This window comes from Microbacterium sp. EYE_78 (genome assembly GCF_023149035.1).
In the GTDB taxonomy this organism is placed as follows: Bacteria; Actinomycetota; Actinomycetes; order Actinomycetales; family Microbacteriaceae; genus Microbacterium.
This window is the reverse complement of sequence record NZ_JAHXMY010000002.1, coordinates 1,122,919-1,143,401: the sequence shown is the minus strand read 5'-3', so window position 1 is coordinate 1,143,401 and position 20,483 is coordinate 1,122,919. Positions and strand designations below refer to the sequence as shown.

Here is a 20,483-nt window from a genome sequence, read left to right as displayed (position 1 = left end):
CCTACCCATTCCGCCGCGGGGCGTTCGCCGCTGCGGGCGGGCTCGTGGGTCGACCCGGGACGGATACCGGTGGTGGGCCCTGCCGGGATCGAACCGACGACATCCACGGTGTAAACGTGGCGCTCTACCAGCTGAGCTAAAGGCCCTGACCCGTCGAGTCTACGGGCCTGCCGAGGCGCGAGTTGCGACGGGAGAACGCGAAGTAGATGACGAATCCGATGGCGAGCCAAATGAGGAACCGCAGCCAGGTCTCGACCGTGAGGTTCAGCATCAGGTACACGCAGACGACCGCCGACAGGGCGGGGAGCCACGGGTTCAACGGCACGCGGAAGCCCCGCGGAAGGTCGGGGCGGCGCCGTCGGAGCACGATCACCCCGATCGAGACGAGGACGAACGCCGACAGGGTCCCGATGTTGACCATCTCCTCCAGCACCCCGATCGGGGTGAAGCCGGCGACGACCGCGACGATCACGGTGACGATGGCGGAGATGAGCCAGGGCGTGCGGAACCGGGGGTGAACCCTGGCCAGGCGCCGCGGCAGGAGCGCGTCGCGCGACATCGCGAAGATGATGCGCGTCGCGCCGATCATCAGCGTCAGGACGACCGTGGTGAGTCCGGCGACGGCGCCTGCTGAGATGACGGTCGCCATCCACGTCTGCCCGTGGAACGCGAAGGCGTTCGCGAAGGCGGCCGCCGGGTCGAGCTCCTGGTACGGCACCATGCCGGTGACCACCAGGGCGACGGCGCCGTAGAGGACGGTGCAGATGACGAGCGACGCGATGATGCCGATCGGGAGGTCGCGCTGCGGCCGCTTCGTCTCCTCCGCCGTCGTGGCGACGACGTCGAAGCCGATGTAGGCGAAGAACACGAGCGCGGCGCCGGCGAAGATGCCGCCGACGCCGAAGGCCGTCGGCTCGATGCCGGAGAAGAACTGCAGCAACGGTTGCGTCAGCCCCGTCGCGGTCTCGCGCGGGGTGGGATCTGGCACGAACGGCGAGTAGTTCGCGGGGTTGACGAACAGCAGGCCCGCGATGATGACGAAGAGGACGATGAAGAGCTTCACGGCGACGAGGACGAGGTTGACGCGCAGCGACTCCCGGATGCCGACGGTGATCAGCCCTCCGAGGACCAGCACCAGGAGGACCGCCATGAGGTCGACCGTGCCGCCGTACCCGATGGCCTCGGGGATCGGCGCCCCGAGCTGCTCCATGAGCGTCCCGAGGTAGGCGCTCCAGCCCTGCGCCACGACGCTCGCGCCGAGGAACATCTCGAGGATGAGATCCCACCCGATGATCCAGGCGAAGAGCTCGCCGAGGGAGGCGTAGGAGAAGGTGTAGGCCGAACCCGAGACGGGGACGGTCGAGGCGAATTCGGCATAGCACATCGCGGCGAGGCCGCACGCGATGGCCGCGACGACGAAGCTGATGACGACGGCCGGGCCGGCGACCTCGTGCGCGGCGCGCCCGGTGAGGGTGAAGATGCCCGCGCCGATGACGACACCGACGCCGAAGACGGTGAGGTCGAGGGCGGAGAGGGACTTCTTGAGCCGGAACTCCGGTTCTTCGGTGTCGGCGATCGACTGCTCGACCGACTTGGTGCGCAGCACGCTCATGATGGGTCTCCTCCCGCGCTGTTCCGGCACGTCATGGTAGTGCCCGCAGGCTCCCGCCCGGAACCGCAGGAGCCGGATCGCGATCGCGCCCGCGGGGTAGGTTGGAGGGCGTGAAAGCCAGCCCCGCCGACCAGCGCCGCCTCCTCGATCTCGCCGACGCGGACCTCGCCGTCCGCCAGGCCGACAATGCGCGCCGCAATCCCGAGCAGGCGGGCCGCGTCAAGGAGCTCCTCGCCGATCGCGCCACGCACTCCGCGGAGCTGACCCGGCGCCTCGGCGCACGGGACGACGCGAAGGCGGAGCTCGCCCGGATCGAGTCGGACGTCGAGGTGGTCGATGCGCGGACCGCCCGTGACAACGAGCGCCTCGCGGCCACCACGAGCGCGAAGGACGCGCAGGGTCTCGAGCACGAGATCGCCTCCCTCGCCAAGCGCAAATCGGACCTCGAGGACGCCGAGCTGGAGGTCATGGAACGACTGGACGCTGCGGAGGCCGCCGTCGCCGAACAGGAAGCGCTGATCGCCTCGGTGAACGAGGAGGGTACCCGCCTGAGCGCGGCCGCGAAGGAGTCCGTCGCCGACGCGACCTCGCGCCACGAGTCTGCATCGCGCGACCGCGCCGCCATCGCATCGTCACTGCCTGCGGACCTCGTCGGGATGTACGAGCGGCTCGCCGCGCGTGGCAACGGTGCGGGTCTGCTGCAGCGTCGCACCTGCGGCGGCTGCCACATGGTCCTCTCGGGCACGGACCTGAACGTCCTCCGGGCCGCCGCCGAGGACGACGTCGTCACCTGCCCCGAGTGCGGCTGCATCCTCGTCCGCGGCGAGGACTCCGGGCTCTGACCGACACGGATCGTCGCGGCGTCGAGGTGTCGGCCCCAGGCATCCCCTGGACCGTCGTCGGAACGGCGGGCGTCGATCGTGTCGCGCTGCACCCGATCTCGGCCGACGGCGTCGTCGGCGAGGCGACGATCGCCGCGCGGTCGGACCTCGGCCGGCACATCGCCGAGTCGGCGCCGACGACGCGATGGGTCTGGAGCGACACCGCCCACTGGTACCCCGACCTCGTCGCGGCAGGGGTCCGGACGTCGCGGTGTCACGACCTGAGACTGGTCCACGCCATCCTGCGCGACAGCGCCGTCGTCGTCGGCGCCGAGGGCGTGCGTGCAGCGACGGAGTGGGATGCCGCGGCATCCGCGACGGGCGCCGCAACGACCGCGCTCTTCGATCTCGAGGGCGGCTCGCGGGAGGTACCGCACGACGCCGACGCCGCGCTCGCGGAGTTCGTCCGCCAGCACGCCGTGATCGAGGCGAGTCCCGCGTCGCTGCGCCTGCTCGTCGCCGCGGAGTCGGTCGGAGCGCTGGTCGCCGTGGAGATGCACGCGGCTGGGGTGCCGTGGGACGGTGACGTCCACGACGGCATCCTGACCGACATGCTGGGGGAGCGCGCCGTGAGCGGACGGCTGCCCGCACGGCTCGAGGCGCTCGCTGCGGAGATCCGGGCGCTGCTCGGCGACGCCGCGGCGAGCCTCGATTCGCAGCCGAAGCTGCTCCGCTCCCTGCATCGCGTGGGTGTCGCCGCGACGTCGACCAGCAAGTGGGAGCTGCGCGAGTACGACCATCCGGTGATCGGCCCCCTGCTCGAGTACAAGCGGCTGATGCGACTCCTCTCGGCGAACGGCTGGGCGTGGCGGGACGAGTGGGCGCCGGAGGGTCGCTTCCGTCCCGTGTACGTCCCCGGCGGAGTGGTCACGGGCCGGTGGGCCTCATCGGGCGGGGGCGCGCTGCAGCTGCCCCGCCAGCTGCGCCCGGCCGTGCGTGCCGACGACGGCTGGACCCTCGTGGTCGCCGACGTCGCCCAGCTCGAGCCGCGCGTCCTGGCGGCGATGTCACGGGATGCCGCACTGGCCGACAGCGCGCGGGGCGCCGATCTCTACGAGGGGATCGTGGCACGCGGGGTCGTGACCACGCGTTCCGAGGCGAAGTTCGCGCTCCTGGGCGCGATGTACGGGGCCACCACCGGCGACAGCGGCAGGCTCGTGCCGGCACTGCGGCGGGCCTACCCGCGCGCCATGGGTCTCGTCGACGACGCGGCGCGGACGGGCGAGGAGGGCGGCGTCGTCTCGACGTGGCTCGGGCGGTCGAGCCCGCCGCCGTCGCGGGGATGGCACGAGCTCCAAGCGCGGGCGGGCGACCCGGACGCGACGGACAGCGACCGCACGAGGGCGCGGCGCGCTGCACGCGATCGCGGACGCTTCACCCGCAACTTCGTCGTCCAGGGCACCGCCGCCGAATGGGCGCTCGCATGGCTCGGCGAGCTGCGGGCGCGCCTGGCGTCATTGCCCGAGGTCGACACCGCCTCGGAGGCATCCCGGTCCGGAACGCTGCAGGCCAGGCGGGCCCACCTCGCGTTCTTCCTGCACGACGAGGTCATCGTCCACACGCCCGTCGCGCAGGCCGATGCGGCGGCCGGAGCGGTGCAGCAGGCGGCTGACGCGGCCACGCGACTGCTGTTCGGGGACATCCCGCTCGACTTCCGACTCGACCTGCAGGTGCGGGTCGACGCCGCAAAGGACTGACCGCGCGGCCGACTAGACTCGACCGCGCGAATGGGTCGGCTGGACGGTCGCGTGGCGCGAGAGCGCACCGAGGAACGTCCGGGCTCCACAGGGCAGGGCGGTGGGTAACACCCACCCGGAGTGATCCGCGAGACAGTGCCACAGAGAGCAGACCGCCCCGGTTCCGACCGGGGTAAGGGTGAAAGGGTGGTGTAAGAGACCACCGGGGCCGTGGTGACACGGCCCGCACGGTAAACCTCGCCCGGAGCAAGGTCAGACAGGGGATGCCGACGCGGCCCGCCGAGTCCCCGGGTAGACCGCTGGAGCGGCACGGCAACGTGTCGCCGAGAGAGATGACCGTCCACGGGGCCTCGCGCCCCCGGACAGAACCCGGCGTACAGGCCGGCCCATTCGCCCTCTCGAGAAGCGTCAGCGTGCGGTCGTGCCGGCGAGGTCTGCGCCCTCGTCGGCTGAGACGCCGGATCCGTCCCCCGCTAGGGCGAGCGCCGCCGCGCCGATGATGCCCGCGTTGTTGCGGTGCACGGCGGGGACGATCTCGGTCTGCAGGTCGAGCAGCGGCAAGAACTTCTCCGAGTGCTTCGACACCCCGCCGCCGACGACGAAGAGGTCGGGTGTGAACAGGAACTCGAGGTGGCTGTAGTACTGCTGCAGGCGGCCGGCCCAGGCATCCCACTCGAGCTCTTCGCGCTCCATCGCCGAATAGGCGGCGAAGTGCTCGAAGTCCTTCTTGTGCCCCGCGCGGTTGAGGTGCCCCAGCTCGCTGTTGGGGACGAGGACGCCGTTGTAGATCATGGCGGTGCCGATGCCGGTGCCGAGCGTCGTCAGGATCACCAGCCCGTCGCGCCCCTTCGCTGCGCCGTACCGCAGCTCGGCGACACCGGCGACATCGGCGTCGTTGGCGAAGTGGATGGCGCGACCGAGCCCCTGCTCGAAGAACGCCTCCGCCTCGAAGCCGATCCAGGTCTCCGCGACGTTCGCGGCCGAGAGCGTCCGACCGTTCTTCACGATCGCGGGGAACGCGACGCCGAGCGGCACATCCGCGTCCGTCACCTCGAGGCGGTCGAGCACCTCGGTGACGGCCTTCAGCACGTCATCCGGCTCGGCGCCCTTGGGTGTCGGGACCTTGATGCGGTCCGTCAGCAGCGATCCCTCGGCGAGGTCGACGAGGGCACCCTTGATGCCCGTCCCCCCGATGTCGATCCCGACGGCGGTGGTGGCGCTCGAAGTCATGGTTCCGAGCCTAGTCCGAGCGGGGCATCCGATCCGTAGGATGAAGGCGTCCACGAGCCGAGGAGGGCGCGATGAGCGACACCGAGCAGTACTGGTACAACCTGAACACCGGCGAGGTCGAGCGCGGATTCGAGTCGCCGGCCGTCGACCGGGCGGGCCCGTTCGCGACCGCCGAGGAGGCGTCGCGCGCCCCCGAGCTCCTCAAGCGCCGCTCGCAGGCGTGGGCGGAGGAGGAAGCCCGCGAGGACGACTGGGGGAGCCGTCCGGGATCGGAATCGACGGGCTCGTCGGACCGATAGTCTGACAGTCGGCTCGGCACCGGGAAGGATGCGATGGACAAGCAGCGTGACTTCGTTCTGAGGACGATCGAGGAACGGGGGGTGAAGTTCATCCGGCTGTGGTTCACCGATGTGACGGGGACCCTCAAGTCGGTGGCGATCGCCCCCGCCGAGGTGGAGGGCGCGTTCGCCGAAGGCCTCGGCTTCGACGGATCGGCGATCGAGGGCCTCACGCGCTCCTACGAGTCCGACCTGCTCGCGCACCCGGACCCGTCGACGTTCCAGGTGCTGCCGTGGCGGGGGGAGATCGACCCCACCGCCCGGATGTTCTGCGACATCACGACGCCCGACGGCCAGCCCGCCGTCGCCGACCCCCGCAACGTGCTCAAGCGCGCCCTCGCCAAGGCGAGCGACGCGGGCTTCACGTTCTACACGCACCCCGAGATCGAGTTCTACCTGCTGAAGTCGTCGTCCTTCGGCCCCGAGGGCCCGCAGCCGGTCGACTCGGCCGGATACTTCGACAATGTCCCCGGCGGCACTGCCCACGACTTCCGCCGCCGCTCCGTGCGCATGCTCGAGGACCTCGGCATCTCGGTGGAGTTCAGCCACCACGAGGGTGGTCCGGGTCAGAACGAGATCGACCTGCGCTACGCCGACGCTCTGGCCACCGCCGACAACATCATGACCTTCCGCACGGTCGTGAAGGAGGTCGCGATCGAGCAGGGCGTCTACGCGACGTTCATGCCGAAGCCGCTCAGCGGCCAGCCCGGCAGCGGGATGCACACCCACATGTCGCTCTTCGAGGGCGATGTGAACGCGTTCTACGAGGAGGGCGCGCAGTACCAGCTCTCCAAGGTCGGCCGCCACTTCATCGCGGGGCTCCTCCGTCACGCCAACGAGATCTCGGCCGTGACGAACCAGTTCGTCAACTCCTACAAGCGCCTCTGGGGCGGCGACGAGGCGCCCAGCTTCGTCTGCTGGGGGCACAACAACCGCTCCGCCCTCGTCCGCGTTCCGATGTACAAGCCGAAGAAGGGCGGTTCGACGCGGGTCGAGTACCGCGCCCTCGACTCCGCGGCGAACCCCTACCTCGCCTACGCCCTCATGCTCGCCGCCGGCCTCAAGGGCATCGAGGAAGAGTACGAGCTCCCCGCCGAGGCCGAGGACAACGTGTGGTCGTTGACGGATGCCGAGCGCCGGGCCCTCGGCTACGGCCCGCTGCCGTCGAGCCTCGACCACGCGCTCGAGTACATGGAGGAGTCCGAACTCGTCGCCGAGACGCTCGGCGAGCAGGTGTTCAACTATGTCCTGCTCAACAAGCGTCGGGAGTGGCGGGAGTACCGCGCCCAGGTGACGCCGTTCGAGCTGCAGAAGAACCTCGAGATGCTCTGAGGCCATGGCCTCCACCGAGCGCAGGGCGGCGCTCACCGACCTCGCGCGGGCGGGCTTCGCCGACCTCACGTCGTCGTCCGCCGCGCTCGACGAGCTCAGCGAGCTCGTCGAGGTCGCGCGGGATGACCTCGTCGAACGTGCGCGTCGGGCGGCCGATCCTGACGGCGCGGTGCAGGCGTGCCTGCGGATCGCCCGGCGGGACGCCGCCGCGCTCGTCCGCGCGCTGACGGACGCGGGCGACGTCCTCTGGCTGCTGTTGGGGGCGTCCTCTGGGTTGGCCGACTTCTTCTTCCGGCATCCCGAGGAGCTGGCGGAGCTCCGCGGATCGGGACACGCCCTCCCGGCACCCGAGGAGATGCGCGCCACGCTCCTCGAGGCGGTCGGCGCCGATGCCGAGGGCTTCGCGTCGGCATCCGACGAGACCGCGTGGAACGCGCTCCGGGTGCGGTACCGGCGGATCGTCGCGCGGATCGCCGCGTACGACCTCTCGGCGGCGGACGCGACCGCGGTCCTGCCCGATGTCGCGGCCGCGCTCGCGGACGCGGCCGGTGCCGCCTTGGACGCCTCACTGTGCGCTGCCCGGACCCGTGCGGCGCAGGCCATGTTCCCTCGAGAGCAGGTCGCGGCGACCAGACTCGCCGTGATCGGCATGGGCAAGACCGGCGCGCGCGAGCTCAACTACGTGAGCGACGTGGACGTGATCTTCGTCGGGGGAGCCGTCGAGGACGCCGAGCTCTCGGAGGGTAGGGCGATCGACATCGCGACGCGGCTGGCGACCCTCACGATGCGCGGCATCTCGGACGTCGAGATCGAGCCGGCGCTGTGGGAGGTCGACCCGAACCTGCGTCCTGAGGGCAAGCAGGGCGCCCTCGTCCGCACGCTCGAGTCGCACCTCTCCTACTACGACCGATGGGCCAAGAGCTGGGAGTTCCAGGCCCTCCTGAAAGCCCGTCCGCTGGCGGGAGACCTCGCGCTCGGCGGTGAGTACTGCGCGGCGGTGCAGCCGAAGGTGTGGACGAGCAGCGCGCGGGAGAACTTCGTCGACAGCGTCCAGCGGATGCGCGAACGCGTCACCGAGCACATCCCGGCCTCCGAGGTGCCGCGCCAGCTGAAGCTGGGGCCCGGCGGCATCCGCGACATCGAGTTCACCGTGCAGCTGCTGCAGCTCGTCCACGGCCTGTCGGACGACGGCATCCGTCAGCAGAGCACCCTTGCGGCGCTGGTCGCCCTCGTCAGCGAGGGGTACATCGGTCGAACGGATGCGGCGGCCTTCGGCCAGCACTACCGCACCCTGCGGGTGCTCGAGCACCGCCTGCAGCTGCGCCGCCTGCAGCGGACGCACCTCATGCCGACCACCGACGACGAGCTCCGAACCCTCGCCCGCGCCAGTGGGTTGGCGGCGAACGCCGCCGGCATCGCGGCCGTGTGGGAGGACGTGAAGCAGCGGGTCCGCGAGATCCACGTCCGGCTCTTCTACCGGCCGCTCCTGTCGGCGGTCGCCGCTCTGCCGGCCGATGAGCAGACGCTCTCGTCCGCGCAGGCGCATGACCGCCTCGCGGCGATCGGCTTCCGCGATCCCGCCGGCACCCTGCGGCACATCGGGGCGCTGACCAGTGGCCTCAGCCGCAAGGCGACGATCCAGCGGCACCTCATGCCGGTGATGATCCGATGGTTCGCGGACGGGGTCGACCCGGACTACGGGATGGTGTCCTTCCGCCGCATCAGCGAGCGTCTGGGTGACACGCCGTGGTTCCTCCGGATGCTCCGCGACTCGTCCGGTGCGGCGGAGCGGCTCACCCGCGTCCTGTCGGGGTCGCGCTACGCGGCGGATCTCATGGAGTGGATCCCGGAGGCGGCCGCGTGGCTGGATTCGCCGGAGCAGCTGCGACCGCGCTCGGGCTTCGCCCTGCAGCAGGAGGCCCGGGCGATCCAGGGCAGGCATCAGTCGATCGGCGATGCGATGCGCTCGGTCCGGGCGCTGCGTCGCCGCGAGCTGCTGCGCCTCGCGCTCGGCGCACTGCTCGGCGAACTCACGATCGCCGAGCTCGCCGAGGGGCTGAGTTCCATCAGCGAGGTGACCATCCAGGCGACGTTGCGGGCGGTGTGGCGGGAGGTCGTGCCGCCGGAGGACGAGGCGCTCGACTTCGCGGTCATCGCGATGGGCAGGTTCGGGGGCGCAGAACTCGGGTTCGGCTCGGATGCCGACGTCATGTACGTGTACGACCCGAACGGGGTGCCGCCGCAGCGCGCGCAGGAGCTCGCGCTGAAGATCGTCCAGGGGCTGCGCACGCACTCCGAGGACCATCGGGCGCCGTTCGAGCTGGACGCCGGGCTCCGGCCCGAGGGGCGCAACGGGCCGATGGCACGGTCGATCGACGCCTACGCCGAGTACTACCGGCGCTGGTCGTTGTCGTGGGAGGCGCAAGCGCTGCTGCGCGCGCGAGGCGTCGCGGGCAGCGTCAAGCTCATCGCGCGGTTCATGGCGCTCGCAGACGACCTGCGGTACCCGGTGGACCCCGACCCGCAGGGACTGCGGGAGATCAAACGCATCAAGGCCCGGGTCGAGAACGAGCGCCTGCCGCAGGGCGTGGACCGCAGTCGCCACCTGAAGCTGGGACCGGGGGGACTCAGCGACGTCGAGTGGCTCGTCCAGCTCCTCCAGCTCCAGCACGCCGCAGACGTCGAGGGGCTGCGGACGACGTCCACCACCGCTGCGCTCCACGCCGCGCGCGGCGCGGGCCTCCTCCCCGAGGCCGCCGCCGAGCGCCTCGAGGCGGCCTGGTGGCTGGCGAGCCGTCTGCGCTCCGCCAACACGCTGCTGTCCGGCCAGACGAGCGACGTGCTCCCCAGCGACCGCGGCAAGCTCGACGGGATCGGCCGACTCCTCGAGTACGCGCCCCGCTCCGCCACGCAGGTGGAGGAGGATTGGCTGCGCACCGCGCGCCGCGCGCGCCGCGCGTTCGAGAACCTGTTCTACGGCTGATCGCCGCATCCGTCCGGAAAGGACCCCCATGTCCGTTGGTCTGTTGGCCGTCGTCGACGACATCCTGAGCGCCGCATTGAAGGCATCCTCGAAGACGGCAGGTGTCGTCATCGACGATGCGGCGGTGACACCGCAGTACGTCCAGGGCGTGACACCGGCGCGGGAACTGCCGATCGTGGGGAAGATCGCCCTCGGATCGCTCGTCAACAAGTTCCTCATCATCATCCCGATCGCGCTCGTCCTCACGGCGTTCGCGCCGCAGGTGCTGCCGTTCCTCCTCATCCTCGGTGGACTGTTCCTGTGCTTCGAAGGGGCGGAGAAGGTGCTCGAATGGGTCGGCTTCCACCTGCACCACGAGGAGGAGGGGCCGCGTGACGAGAAGAAGCTCGTCCTCGGCGCGGTCCGCACCGACCTGATCCTCTCCAGCGAGATCATGCTGATCTCGCTCGACAGCCTCGAGGACGGTCTCGACGTCTGGACGACCCTGGCGATCCTCGCCGTGATCGCCCTGCTCATGACGGGGGTGGTCTACGGCGCGGTCGCTCTGCTCGTGAAGATCGACGACATCGGCTTGAAGATGGCCAAGAGCCCCGTCCGTCGCGTTCGTCACAACGGTGCTCGGATCGTCCGGTCGATGCCGGCCGTGTTCCGCGGCATCAGCATCCTCGGCACCGTGGCGATGCTCTGGGTCGGCGGCCATCTGGTGCTCGAGAACGTCGGCAAGGTCGGCTGGCACTGGACGACCGACCTGCTCCATGGCGTCGAGCACCTGCTCGAGGCGCTGGGTCCGGTCGTCGTCTGGTTCGGCGAGACCCTGGTCTCGGCCATCGCCGGACTCGCCCTCGGGCTCGTCATCGTCGGGGTGATCGTCCTCGTCGAGCGGCTGCGCACCGGAAACCGTGCTCGCACCGACGCGTCCGCGGGGCACTGAGGCTGTCAAGGGGGCCGATGGTCCGGCGACGTCGGCGTAGCGTCCGAGCATGACGAGCGATCACCAGACCCCGGCGGACGAGACCCGGACCGGCGAGCCCACCCCAGCGACGGACACGCCGCACTCCCAGACCGACCAGGTCGATCAGGACACGGCCTACAGTCCCGGGAGCGAGACCGAGACGCAGCAGAAGCAGGACGAGCACGTCTCCGACGAGGTGCGCGGCGACGTGGATGAGGACCAGGTGCAGGTCGCGCCCGGCACTGGAGGACCGGACGACGTCGGTGACGTCGAGGTCGACCCGAAGGACATCAACCTGCCGGGCTTCTGAATGGCGGGCGTCCGTCCCGACCTCGCCTCCCTCGATCTCCGAGCGATCGCCGCGCGAGCGGGGGAGCATGACGGGGGAGCGGTGAATAGCAGCATCCCGGCCCTCGCAGCGGCGGACCCGGGCATGCTCGGCATCGCACTCGTCGGGATCGACGGCGCCCTGCGGTCGACGGGTGATGCTGACGTCGCCTTCAGTCTCCAATCGGCGGTCAAGCCGTTTCTCTTCGCGCTCGCCCTCGCCGACACGCACGGCGAAGCGCTCGACCGGGTGGGGATCGAGCCGACCGGTGAGGCCTTCGACGCCGTGAAGCTCGAGAGTGGAACCGGGCGACCACCGAATCCGATGGTGAACGCGGGGGCGATCCTGACCGCGTCGCTGGTCGACGGCGACTCGGTCGACGAACGGCGGGGTCGGATCCTGCAGGGGTTGTCATCATTCGCCGGGCGTCAACTCGCCGTCGACGAGGAGATCGCCGAGGACGAGCACCTGCGCGGCGATCGCAATCACGCGCTGGCGCATCTGATGCGCTCCGAAGGCACGCTCGCCGAGACAGCCGACGACGCGGTCGCCGTCTACGCCGCCGCCTGCGCGGTGATGGTCGATGTCGGCGGCCTCGCAGTCATGGGCGCGACGCTCGCGAACAACGGGGCGAATCCGGTCACGGGCGAACAGGTGGTCTCGCCTCGCATCGCGCGAGACGTGGTGTCGGTGATGGCGACGTGCGGCGTGTACGACGGTTCCGGCAGATGGATGCGGAGCGTCGGCATCCCCGCCAAGTCGAGCGTCTCCGGTGCGCTGGTGCTCTCATCGCCCGGCGTTCTGGGTGCAGGTGTGATCAGTCCGCCGCTCGACGAGCAGGGCACGAGTGTCCGCGGACACGTCGTCGCCGACATCCTGAGCGCCGAACTCGGGCTGCACGCGTTCGGGCGCTGCTGACGCGGGCAACGCGGAAGGCCCGCCGGCAGGTCGCCGGCGGGCCTTCGCGGTACGGGGAGATCAGACCCCGAAGTACAGCTCGTACTCGAACGGGTGCGGACGGGCCGCGATCGGCTTGATCTCGTTCTCGATCTTGTACTCGATCCACGTCTCGATGAGCTCAGGCGTGAACACGTTGCCGCGGGTGAGGAATTCGTGGTCGGCACGCAGCGCCTCGAGCGAGTCGAGGAGCGAGTTGGGGACCTGCGGGATGTTCTTCGCTTCCTCGGGCGGCAGCTCGTACAGGTCCTTGTCGACCGGCTCGTGCGGCTCGATGCGGTTGATGATGCCGTCGAGGCCGGCCATCATCTGCGCCGCGAAGGCGAGGTACGGGTTTCCGGAGGCATCCGGAGCGCGGAACTCGATGCGCTTGGCCTTCGGGTTCGAGCCGGTGATCGGGATGCGGATCGCAGCCGAACGGTTGCCGGCGGAGTACACCAGGTTGACGGGGGCCTCGTAGCCCTTGACCAGGCGCTTGTACGAGTTGATCGTCGGGTTGGTGAAGGCGAGCACCGCGGGGGCGTGCGCGAGCAGGCCGCCGATGTACCAGCGGGCAGTGTCCGAAAGCCCGCCGTAGCCCTTCTCGTCGTAGAAGAGGGGCTTGCCCTCCAGCCACAGCGACTGGTGCGTGTGCATGCCGGAACCATTGTCGCCGAAGAGGGGCTTCGGCATGAAGGTCGCGACCTTGCCCCACTCCTCAGCCGTGTTCTTGACGATGTACTTGAACTTCAGGATGTCGTCCGCCGAGTGCACCATGGTGTCGAAGCGGTAGTTGATCTCCTGCTGGCCGCCGGTGCCCACCTCGTGGTGCGAGCGCTCGAGCACGAAGCCGGACTCGATCAGCTTGAGGGTGATGTCGTCGCGCAGGTCAGCCGTCTTGTCGACCGGGCTGACGGGGAAGTAGCCACCCTTGTACGGGGTCTTGTTGGCGAGGTTTCCGCCCTCTTCGACGCGGCCGGTGTTCCAGGCGCCTTCCTCGGAATCGACGGAGTAGAAGCTCGAGTTCTGCTTCACCTCGTAGCGCACGTCGTCGAAGATGTAGAACTCCGCCTCAGGGGCGAAGAACGCGGTGTCGGCGATGCCGGTCGAGGCGAGGTACTTCTCCGCCTTCTTGGCGACCTGGCGCGGGTCCTTGTGGTAGATCTCGCCGGTGCGCGGGTTGTAGATGTCGAAGATCATGACGAGCGTCTTCGCCTCGCGGAACTGGTCCAGGTAGGCCGTCGTGACATCCGGGATCAACTGCATGTCCGACTCGTGGATGTTCGCGAAGCCGCGGATCGACGAGCCGTCGAAGAGCTGGCCGACCGTGAAGAACTCCTCGTCGACGGTCGAGGCCGGGATGTTGAAGTGCTGCTGCACACCAGGGAGGTCCGTGAAACGGATGTCGAGGAACTTGACGTCCTCGTCCTTGATGAACGCGAGCACCTCGGAAGAATCTTTGAACATGGAGTCTCCAAGATCGGTGCGTTGTCGACGCCTGTCGGATCAGGCGCCCCTCGAACCTATCCGGAGCCGGTTGCTCGCCAGTATCCCCTGTGTTTCGAGGATGTTACGCGGCGCCGATTAGGCTGGTCTGGTGTCCGCTACCGCTTCCGACTACCCCGGCGAGCGGCTCGGCCGTCCCGTCTCCGGCAGGGGCAGCATCGGCCGTCCCGGCCGCCGCATCGGTGCCCTCTTCATCGACTATGCCGCTGCCACCATCCTCGCGACCGCGTTCCTCGGATACGACCAGTTCGCGCTGCCCGAGCAGGCCGGCTGGACGCTCTTCTCACCGATGATCGTCTTCGCGGCGCTGCAGATCCTGTTCATCCCCACCCTGGGCGGCAGCCCGGGGCACCGCATCGTCGGCATGCGCGTCGAGCGTGTGACCGGCGGCTGGGCAGGGCTGTGGCGACCCGTCGTCCGCACGGCGCTGCTCGTCGTCGTCCTGCCGGCCGTCATCTGGGATGCCGACCAGCGGGGGTTGCACGACAAGGTGTCGGGACTGATCCTCGTCCGCAGCTGAGCCGAGCCGGATCAGCGGGGCCGCTGCGCCCGAGCGCGCATCGGGTCGACGCCCTTCGGGATCGGCAGCGAGGTGACCGACTGCGACACCGAGTCGATGCGCTTGACGACGGCCGCGAGCGTCGCCCGGTCGACGGTCTTCGGGAGCGCCTTGATCGTCTTGGCGAGCTGTGAGATCGGGACGGCGCCCTCTTCGTGGCCCACGTAGATGACCTCGACGTTGACGCCGGACGCCACGCGGGAGACCTTCTTGCGCTCGTCGCTGACGAGGCGGGTGAGCCGTCCGCGCGCGCCCTCGCCGATGATGACGACGCCGCCGCGACCGACGGCGCGGTAGACGGCGTCCTGGGTGCGCGGGTTGACGCCTACCGGCATGTCGGACGTGACCCAGCGGCGGCCGAGGCCCGTGGAGAGCACGTGGCCGGTGGCCCCCGGCATGCCGTCGAGCTTCTTGTACATGACGCGGGTCGACAGGCGGGTGAGCAGGATCATCGCGAACAGGATGCCGAGGAGGATGCCGCTCACCCCCCAGAGGATGATGCTCCAGAGCTGGAGGGGCGGGATGAGGAACCCGATGCCCACGCCGATGGCGATGCCCAGGACGAGCGCGCCCGCCAGCGCCCACGGGAGCCAGCGGAACTCGCTGTGCGTGAAGGTGTAGAGCGAGCGGATCTGCGAGAAGAAGCCGGGACGCTTCTCGGGCGCGGTACTGCGGGATGCCATGGTGCTCAGCCTACCTTCGCGGCGCCTCGACTTCTCCCCACCGGCGCGCTCGCAGCGCTCGTCCACCGCGTGCTCCCCGGTGCGCATTTCGGGTCGCCCTCGAGGGAGGGTGATGGACATGGAGCCCATCGCCGTCGACCGTCCTCCCGCCCTCCGCGAGCTCGGTCCCGGAGATGCGCCGTTTCCGGGGACCCTCCGCGGAGGCGAGGTCCCGACGGTGTGGGTGGATGCCGCGGCGTTCGAGTCGTCGCCCGCGTGGCGAGCGGCGGATGCGGAGCACGTCCTGCGTCCGCTCGACCTCGCGCAGGGGGAGGACGGGCTGCAGGTGCTCCTGCCGCACTGCCCGGTGCGGGTCGAGGCGATCCTCGGCCCGGAGGAGCTGTCCGACGGCGCGGCCGTCACCTTCGCCGTCAGCGCGCTCCGGGGGGCGCTCGAGGCGGACCGACTCGATGCGCCGATCGGGTCGTGGTGGGTCACGTCGGACGGGCGGCCCGTGCTCGCCCTGACGGGGTCGACGCCGTGGCGGGACGAGACGGTCGCGATGATCCACGAAGTCGCAGACCACACCGGGCCGCAGCTCGCCGACATCCTGCACCGGACCGCCGCGACGATCTCGGATCCGCGCCTCCTCGTTCGAGAATCGGCGGACATCGAGGGCGAGCTGTTCGGCGTCGCCGCGGCGGAGCCGCTCCCCACGGCGGCGGTGTCGGCGGAGGTCGCATCGGTCGCTGGGCGTCGACCCTCGCCTCCGCGCGACGTCGGGGGAGCTCGGGGGCGACTGCTGCACGAGGTCGTCGCTCGATTCGTCGATCGGGAACTCGCGCGGCGTCTCCGCGCGACTGTCGTCCCAGTCCGGCGGCGCGGACGAAGAGGACGTTCGGCGAGCCCTCGACCTGCGGCGACCGCTCGAAGCCGGAGACGTCTGTGGATCCCGGCGGCCGCTGCCGCGGTCGCCGTCATGGCCGTGGGGCTGTCCTGGCCGACGGACGGAGAGGCGCCGGCAGAGGCATCCGACACGCGCACCGCCTCCGCCTCCGACGCAGGGAAGCGCGTCGAGTCGGACGGAACCGGCACCTCGGAGTCGAGCGTGACGCCGGCAGCGTCCGCGGACGTCGGACCACCGGAGCTCATCGCCGCGACCCGCGCGCTGTTGGACGATGGGGCGACCTGCGAGGACCGTTGCGACGCCGTGTGGGAGGACGCCGGCGCGTGGCGACCAGTGGAGGCGGCTGCGGGCGCCTATCGCCTCGAGATCGTCGATGAGTACGGCGGTGTCGCCGCCGTTCGGGTCTCGGGCGCGGAGCGGACGCAGGTCGTGGTCGTCGTCGAATCCGACGAGCGGTGGCTCATCAGGGACGTCTACGACGTCGCGCAGGAACCCTGACACGCAGCCGGTGAGAGCGGACTGCCAGGGCAGGCCGAATAGAATCGACGCCCGTGAACACCCGAACGAGCGAGCTGCCGATCGTCACCGACGGCCGTCGTACGCGCGGACGGCACGTCCCGAGCCTGTTCCGGAGCGACATCCAGGCCCTCCGCGCGATCGCCGTCCTGCTCGTCGTCGTCTACCACCTCCGGCCCGAGCGGCTGACAGGTGGCTACATCGGTGTCGACGTCTTCTTCGTGATCTCCGGCTTCTTGATCACGAGTCACCTGCTCCGCGAGGCAACGCGTTCGGGACGCGTCCGACTCGGCGCGTTCTGGGCAGCTCGCGCGCGGCGCATCCTCCCCGCGAGCCTCGTCGCGATCGCGGCCACGGTCCTGGTCTCCCTGCTCGTCGTCCCGGTCACTGCGTTGGCGAACCTGCAGACGCAGGCGCTCGCGTCGATCTTCTACGTGCAGAACTGGGTGCTGGCGAGCGACTCCGTCGATTACTCGGCGGCGGAGAACGACGCGACCGCATTCCAGCACTTCTGGTCGCTCTCGGTCGAGGAGCAGTTCTATCTGTTCTGGCCGCTCATCGTCGTGCTCGCGCTCTGGGTCGTGGCTCGTCGATCGCGGGTGTCCGACGCCGGGCGCGGGGGTGAGTTCGCGCTCCGCCGCAATCTGCTCCTCATGTTCGGCGTCGTCGTCGCCGGCTCATTCGTCTACTCCCTCGTCATGGTGCTGGACGGCAGGGCTGACGCGTACTTCGTGACCACCACCCGGGTGTGGGAGCTCGGCGCGGGCGGACTCCTCGCAGTGATCTCACTGCGGCGGGTGTCCCACCTGTGGCGCCACATCCTCGCCTATGGCGGGCTGGCCGCTATCGGACTGTCCGCTCTCGTCTTGACCAACGAGACGCCGTTCCCGGGAGCGGCCGCGCTCCCGGTCATCCTCGGCACCATGGCGGTCATCCTGGCCGGGACGCGAGGTGAGGACGAGGGTCCGGTGACGCTGCCGCGGTGGGACCCCTGGCTCTGGGCCTCGCGACTGCGTGTGACGCAGTGGATCGGCGATCGCTCCTACTCGCTGTACCTCTGGCACTTCCCGGTCATCGTCCTGTGGCCCATCGCCTCGCAGCGCAGCATCGGCTACGTCGATCTCGTCGGCATGACGGTCGTCTCATTCGTGCTCGCGCACTTCAGCTACCAGTGGATCGAGCAACCGGTCCGCCGAGCTCAGTACTTCGCGACGTCCACGAAGCGATCCCTCCTCGGCGCCGGGGTCAGCATGCTTCTCGTGGCCGCGCTCACCTTCGCCTATCCCGTGGCGACGGCTGCGACGGCGGGGCAGTGGCGTGCGCTCGCTCAGCAGGCCCAGGGCGTCGAACGGCTGGGCGCGGCAGCCGCATCCGATCCCGCCCTGCCCGCGTTCGAGGACGGTCTCGTTGCGTTGACGCCCAGCCCCCTCGACGCCGGGAAGGACCGGAACATCGCGTTCAGCGACGCCGAGTGTGTGTCGAAGCAGCGCGACCCCGACACCGTCTCCTGCACGGCAGGTCCCGCCGAGGCGGAGATGTCCGTGACGCTCGTGGGTGATTCGCACGCTCGCATGTACTCGACGGTGCTGGCCGACATGGCCGAGGAGGGAGGGTGGGGCCTGCGCACGTACCTGCACAACGCCTGCCCGTTCAGCCCCACACCACGGGTGGAGGAGGCGGCGAACCAGACGGTCTGCACGGCGCCGAACGCCGACGTGATGGATCAGATCCTGGCGGACCGGCCCGACCTCGTCATCACGACCTGGTCGGCCGCGTCGACATTCGTGGATGACGGGAGCGATGACCAGAACGGCGCTGTGGGTCTTGCGACCTACTGGAATCGACTGGAGGAGGCCGGGATCCAAGTGCTGGTGCTGCGTGACGTGCCGCGGATGCAGCGGAACATCCCCAACTGCGTCGCAACGGATTACGACAAGCCGGAGCGGTGCTCGGTGAGCCGCGAGAACGGGCTCAAAGGCGTGGAGATCACCGCCGAGGCGGCGCGGCTCGCGCCGGAGGTCACCCTGGCGGACTTCACGGACACCTTCTGCACCGAATCCAGATGCAAAGGCGTCCTCGGCAACGTCATCGTCTACTCCGACGACCACCACCTCACAGACACGTTCGCCCGGACGATGATCCCGCAGCTGCAGGATGCCATGGACACGGCTGCCGCCTCCGGCTGATCCTCTTCTGAAGGCTCCGACGACGAAAGGGCCGGTCCGCAGGTGCGGACCGGCCCTTTCGTCGTCAGGTGATCAGGCGCCGAGCTGACCCTCGAACTGCGCAGCCTCGAGACGCGTCTTCACGGCGCTCAGGAAGCGCGCGGCGTCCGCACCGTCGATGACGCGGTGGTCGTAGGACAGCGCCAGGTAGACGTAGGAGCGGATGCCGATGGCATCCTTGCCGTCAACCGAGACCAGTCCGGGGCGCTTGACGACGACGCCGGTGCCGAGGATCGCCGACTGCGGCAGGAACACGACCGGCGTGTCGAACAGTGCACCGCGAGACCCGGTGTTGGTGAGGGTGAAGGTGCCGCCGGCGAGCTCGTCGGGCTTCAGCTTGTTGTTGCGCGTGCGGTCGGCGAGGTCGGCGATCTCGTGAGCGATCTGGGCGATGTTCTTGTCGCCCGCATCGCGGAGCACCGGTGTCAGCAGGCCGCGCTCGGTGTCGACCGCGATCGAGAGGTTCTCGCTCGCGGGGTAGACGATCTGGTCGCCGTCCACCGTCGCGTTGATGATCGGGAAGGCCTTCAGCGCTTCGGCCGCGGCGAGGGCGAAGAAGGGCAGGAACGACAGCTTGTCGCCGGTCTTCTCCTGGAAGGACACCTTGACGCTGTCGCGGTAGTTCGCGAGCTTCGTGACGTCCACCTCGACGACGGTGGTGAGCTGCGCCGTCTGCTGCATCGACTCGACGGCGCGGCTCGCCAGGACCTTGCGCAGGCGCGACATCGCCTGGGTCGTGCCGCGCAGCGGAGAGGCCTCGACGGGTGCCGGTGCAGCGGCGGCGGGCGCCTCGGCGGCGGGTGCAGACTTCGCACCCTCCGCCGCCTTCAGCACGTCCTCCTTGCGGATGCGGCCGCCGACACCGCTGCCGGTGACGGAGGCGAGGTCGACACCGTGCTGCTGCGCGAGCTTGCGGACCAGGGGAGTGACGTAGGTCACGCCGTCCTCCGCCGCACCGTCCTGCGGTGCCGGAGCGGGGGCGGACTTCTCCTCCGCCGCCGGGGCGGGGGAGGCGGCAGGCTTCGACTCGGCCGGGGCCGCCTCGGCGGGCTTCTCCGCGGCGGGCTCGGGGGCCTGCTCCTGGGCAGGCTCAGGTGCCTTCTCCGCAGCGGGAGCAGGCGCTGCCGGCGCGTCCTGCGCGGGCGCACCGGAACCGACGCGGGCGAGCACAGCGCCGACCTCGACGGTCTCGTCCTCCTGGACGAGGATCTCTGTCAGCGTGCCGGCCACCGGCGAGGGGATCTCGGTGTCGACCTTGTCCGTGGAGATCTCGAGCAGCGGCTCGTCGACCGCGACGTCGTCGCCGACGGCCTTCAGCCACCGGGTGACGGTGCCCTCTGTCACGCTCTCGCCGAGCTCGGGGAGGACGACGTCTTTCGCGTCGCCGGACGCTGCAGGCGCGGATGCGGCCGGAGCCGACTCCTCCGCCGGCGCCTCGGCCTGAGCGGGCTCGGGAGCGGACTCCTCGGCGGGAGCGGACTGCTCAGCCGACGCGGACTCTTCCGCCGGTGCCTCCGCCGGAGCGGACGAGCCGTCCCCGATCTTGGCGAGGACGGCGCCGACCTCGACGGTCTCGTCCTCCTCCACGAGGATCTCCTCGATCACGCCGCTCACGGGCGACGGGATCTCCGTGTCGACCTTGTCGGTCGAGATCTCGAGCAGACCCTCGTCGGCCTGGATCGAATCACCGACCTTCTTGAGCCAGCGGGTGACCGTTCCCTCGGTCACGCTCTCGCCGAGCGCAGGGAGGACCACGGATGTGCTCATGGGGATGTCTCCTTCAAGAAAGTTCGATGTCGTGTCTAGCTTAGTGTCGCCC

The 20,483-nt window shown here is 70.0% G+C and carries 16 protein-coding genes, 1 tRNA gene and 1 other RNA gene; 12 read left to right on the top strand and 6 right to left on the bottom strand.

Going from position 1 to position 20,483, the window contains the following annotated elements:
- Positions 1-70: 70 nt before the first annotated feature.
- Positions 71-146: transfer RNA gene (locus KZX17_RS12665), tRNA-Val, on the bottom strand.
- Positions 137-1,612: an amino acid permease gene (locus KZX17_RS12660; protein ID WP_248174213.1), complete on the bottom strand. Its 1,476-nt coding sequence runs from the start codon at positions 1,610-1,612 to the stop codon at positions 137-139. Before KZX17_RS12660 ends, KZX17_RS12665 begins: the two co-directional genes overlap by 10 nt.
- A gap of 110 nt (positions 1,613-1,722) precedes the next feature.
- On the opposite strand from KZX17_RS12660, the gene KZX17_RS12655 reads away from it, so the two are divergent.
- From KZX17_RS12655 to rnpB, 3 genes are all read left to right on the top strand, one after another.
- Positions 1,723-2,454 (top strand): zinc ribbon domain-containing protein, encoded by a 732-nt coding sequence (locus KZX17_RS12655; RefSeq protein WP_248174211.1) that lies wholly within the window; start codon positions 1,723-1,725, stop codon positions 2,452-2,454.
- Between the two features lie 26 nt (positions 2,455-2,480).
- Positions 2,481-4,190 carry a bifunctional 3'-5' exonuclease/DNA polymerase gene (locus KZX17_RS12650; protein WP_374107936.1) on the top strand — a complete coding sequence of 570 codons (1,710 nt, stop codon included), beginning with the start codon at positions 2,481-2,483 and terminating at the stop codon, positions 4,188-4,190.
- A gap of 31 nt (positions 4,191-4,221) precedes the next feature.
- An RNA gene (rnpB, locus tag KZX17_RS12645) (RNase P RNA component class A) lies at positions 4,222-4,583 on the top strand.
- A 15-nt stretch (positions 4,584-4,598) separates the two neighbouring features.
- On the opposite strand, the gene ppgK is transcribed toward rnpB, so the two are convergent.
- A complete protein-coding gene (gene ppgK / locus KZX17_RS12640; protein ID WP_248174206.1) occupies positions 4,599-5,420 on the bottom strand; it encodes a polyphosphate--glucose phosphotransferase in 822 nt (273 codons plus the stop codon).
- A 71-nt stretch (positions 5,421-5,491) separates the two neighbouring features.
- Here ppgK and KZX17_RS12635 point away from each other — a divergent pair, with 71 nt between their 5' ends.
- Genes KZX17_RS12635 through glsA form a run of 6 tightly spaced genes read left to right on the top strand, consistent with a single transcriptional unit; the run spans position 5,492 to position 12,271 of the window.
- Positions 5,492-5,719 (top strand): SPOR domain-containing protein, encoded by a 228-nt coding sequence (locus tag KZX17_RS12635; RefSeq protein ID WP_248174204.1) that lies wholly within the window; start codon positions 5,492-5,494, stop codon positions 5,717-5,719.
- A gap of 33 nt (positions 5,720-5,752) precedes the next feature.
- The gene (gene glnA / locus KZX17_RS12630) at positions 5,753-7,090 is read left to right on the top strand and encodes a type I glutamate--ammonia ligase (protein ID WP_248174202.1); all 1,338 of its coding nucleotides are present in this window, start codon (positions 5,753-5,755) and stop codon (positions 7,088-7,090) included.
- 4 nt (positions 7,091-7,094) lie between these two features.
- Entirely contained in the window at positions 7,095-10,073 is a 2,979-nt protein-coding gene (locus tag KZX17_RS12625; protein ID WP_248174199.1) for a bifunctional [glutamine synthetase] adenylyltransferase/[glutamine synthetase]-adenylyl-L-tyrosine phosphorylase, read from the top strand.
- Between the two features lie 28 nt (positions 10,074-10,101).
- A complete protein-coding gene (locus KZX17_RS12620; RefSeq protein WP_248174197.1) occupies positions 10,102-11,004 on the top strand; it encodes a DUF808 family protein in 903 nt (300 codons plus the stop codon).
- A gap of 49 nt (positions 11,005-11,053) precedes the next feature.
- The gene (locus KZX17_RS12615; protein WP_248174195.1) at positions 11,054-11,335 is read left to right on the top strand and encodes a hypothetical protein; all 282 of its coding nucleotides are present in this window, start codon (positions 11,054-11,056) and stop codon (positions 11,333-11,335) included.
- Positions 11,336-12,271 carry a glutaminase A gene (gene glsA / locus KZX17_RS12610; RefSeq protein WP_248174194.1) on the top strand — a complete coding sequence of 312 codons (936 nt, stop codon included), beginning with the start codon at positions 11,336-11,338 and terminating at the stop codon, positions 12,269-12,271.
- A gap of 60 nt (positions 12,272-12,331) precedes the next feature.
- On the opposite strand, the gene glnA (KZX17_RS12605) is transcribed toward glsA, so the two are convergent.
- The gene (gene glnA / locus KZX17_RS12605) at positions 12,332-13,756 is read right to left on the bottom strand and encodes a type I glutamate--ammonia ligase (RefSeq protein ID WP_248174191.1); all 1,425 of its coding nucleotides are present in this window, start codon (positions 13,754-13,756) and stop codon (positions 12,332-12,334) included.
- 130 nt (positions 13,757-13,886) lie between these two features.
- Between glnA (KZX17_RS12605) and KZX17_RS12600 the strand changes: the two genes are divergently transcribed.
- On the top strand, positions 13,887-14,315 hold the full coding sequence (locus tag KZX17_RS12600) for an RDD family protein (RefSeq protein ID WP_248174190.1): 429 nt from the start codon (positions 13,887-13,889) through the stop codon (positions 14,313-14,315).
- Positions 14,316-14,326: 11 nt separating this feature from the next.
- Here the strand turns inward: KZX17_RS12600 and KZX17_RS12595 are convergent, their stop codons facing one another.
- Positions 14,327-15,037 (bottom strand): DUF4191 domain-containing protein, encoded by a 711-nt coding sequence (locus tag KZX17_RS12595; protein ID WP_248174188.1) that lies wholly within the window; start codon positions 15,035-15,037, stop codon positions 14,327-14,329.
- 118 nt (positions 15,038-15,155) lie between these two features.
- Between KZX17_RS12595 and KZX17_RS12590 the strand changes: the two genes are divergently transcribed.
- The gene (locus tag KZX17_RS12590) at positions 15,156-16,421 is read left to right on the top strand and encodes a hypothetical protein (RefSeq protein ID WP_248174186.1); all 1,266 of its coding nucleotides are present in this window, start codon (positions 15,156-15,158) and stop codon (positions 16,419-16,421) included.
- Positions 16,422-16,474: 53 nt separating this feature from the next.
- The gene (locus tag KZX17_RS12585; protein WP_248174184.1) at positions 16,475-18,625 is read left to right on the top strand and encodes an acyltransferase family protein; all 2,151 of its coding nucleotides are present in this window, start codon (positions 16,475-16,477) and stop codon (positions 18,623-18,625) included.
- A gap of 72 nt (positions 18,626-18,697) precedes the next feature.
- On the opposite strand, the gene sucB is transcribed toward KZX17_RS12585, so the two are convergent.
- Positions 18,698-20,431, bottom strand: a complete 1,734-nt coding sequence (sucB, locus tag KZX17_RS12580; RefSeq protein WP_248174182.1) for a 2-oxoglutarate dehydrogenase, E2 component, dihydrolipoamide succinyltransferase — start codon at positions 20,429-20,431, stop codon at positions 18,698-18,700.
- Positions 20,432-20,483 lie beyond the last annotated feature (52 nt).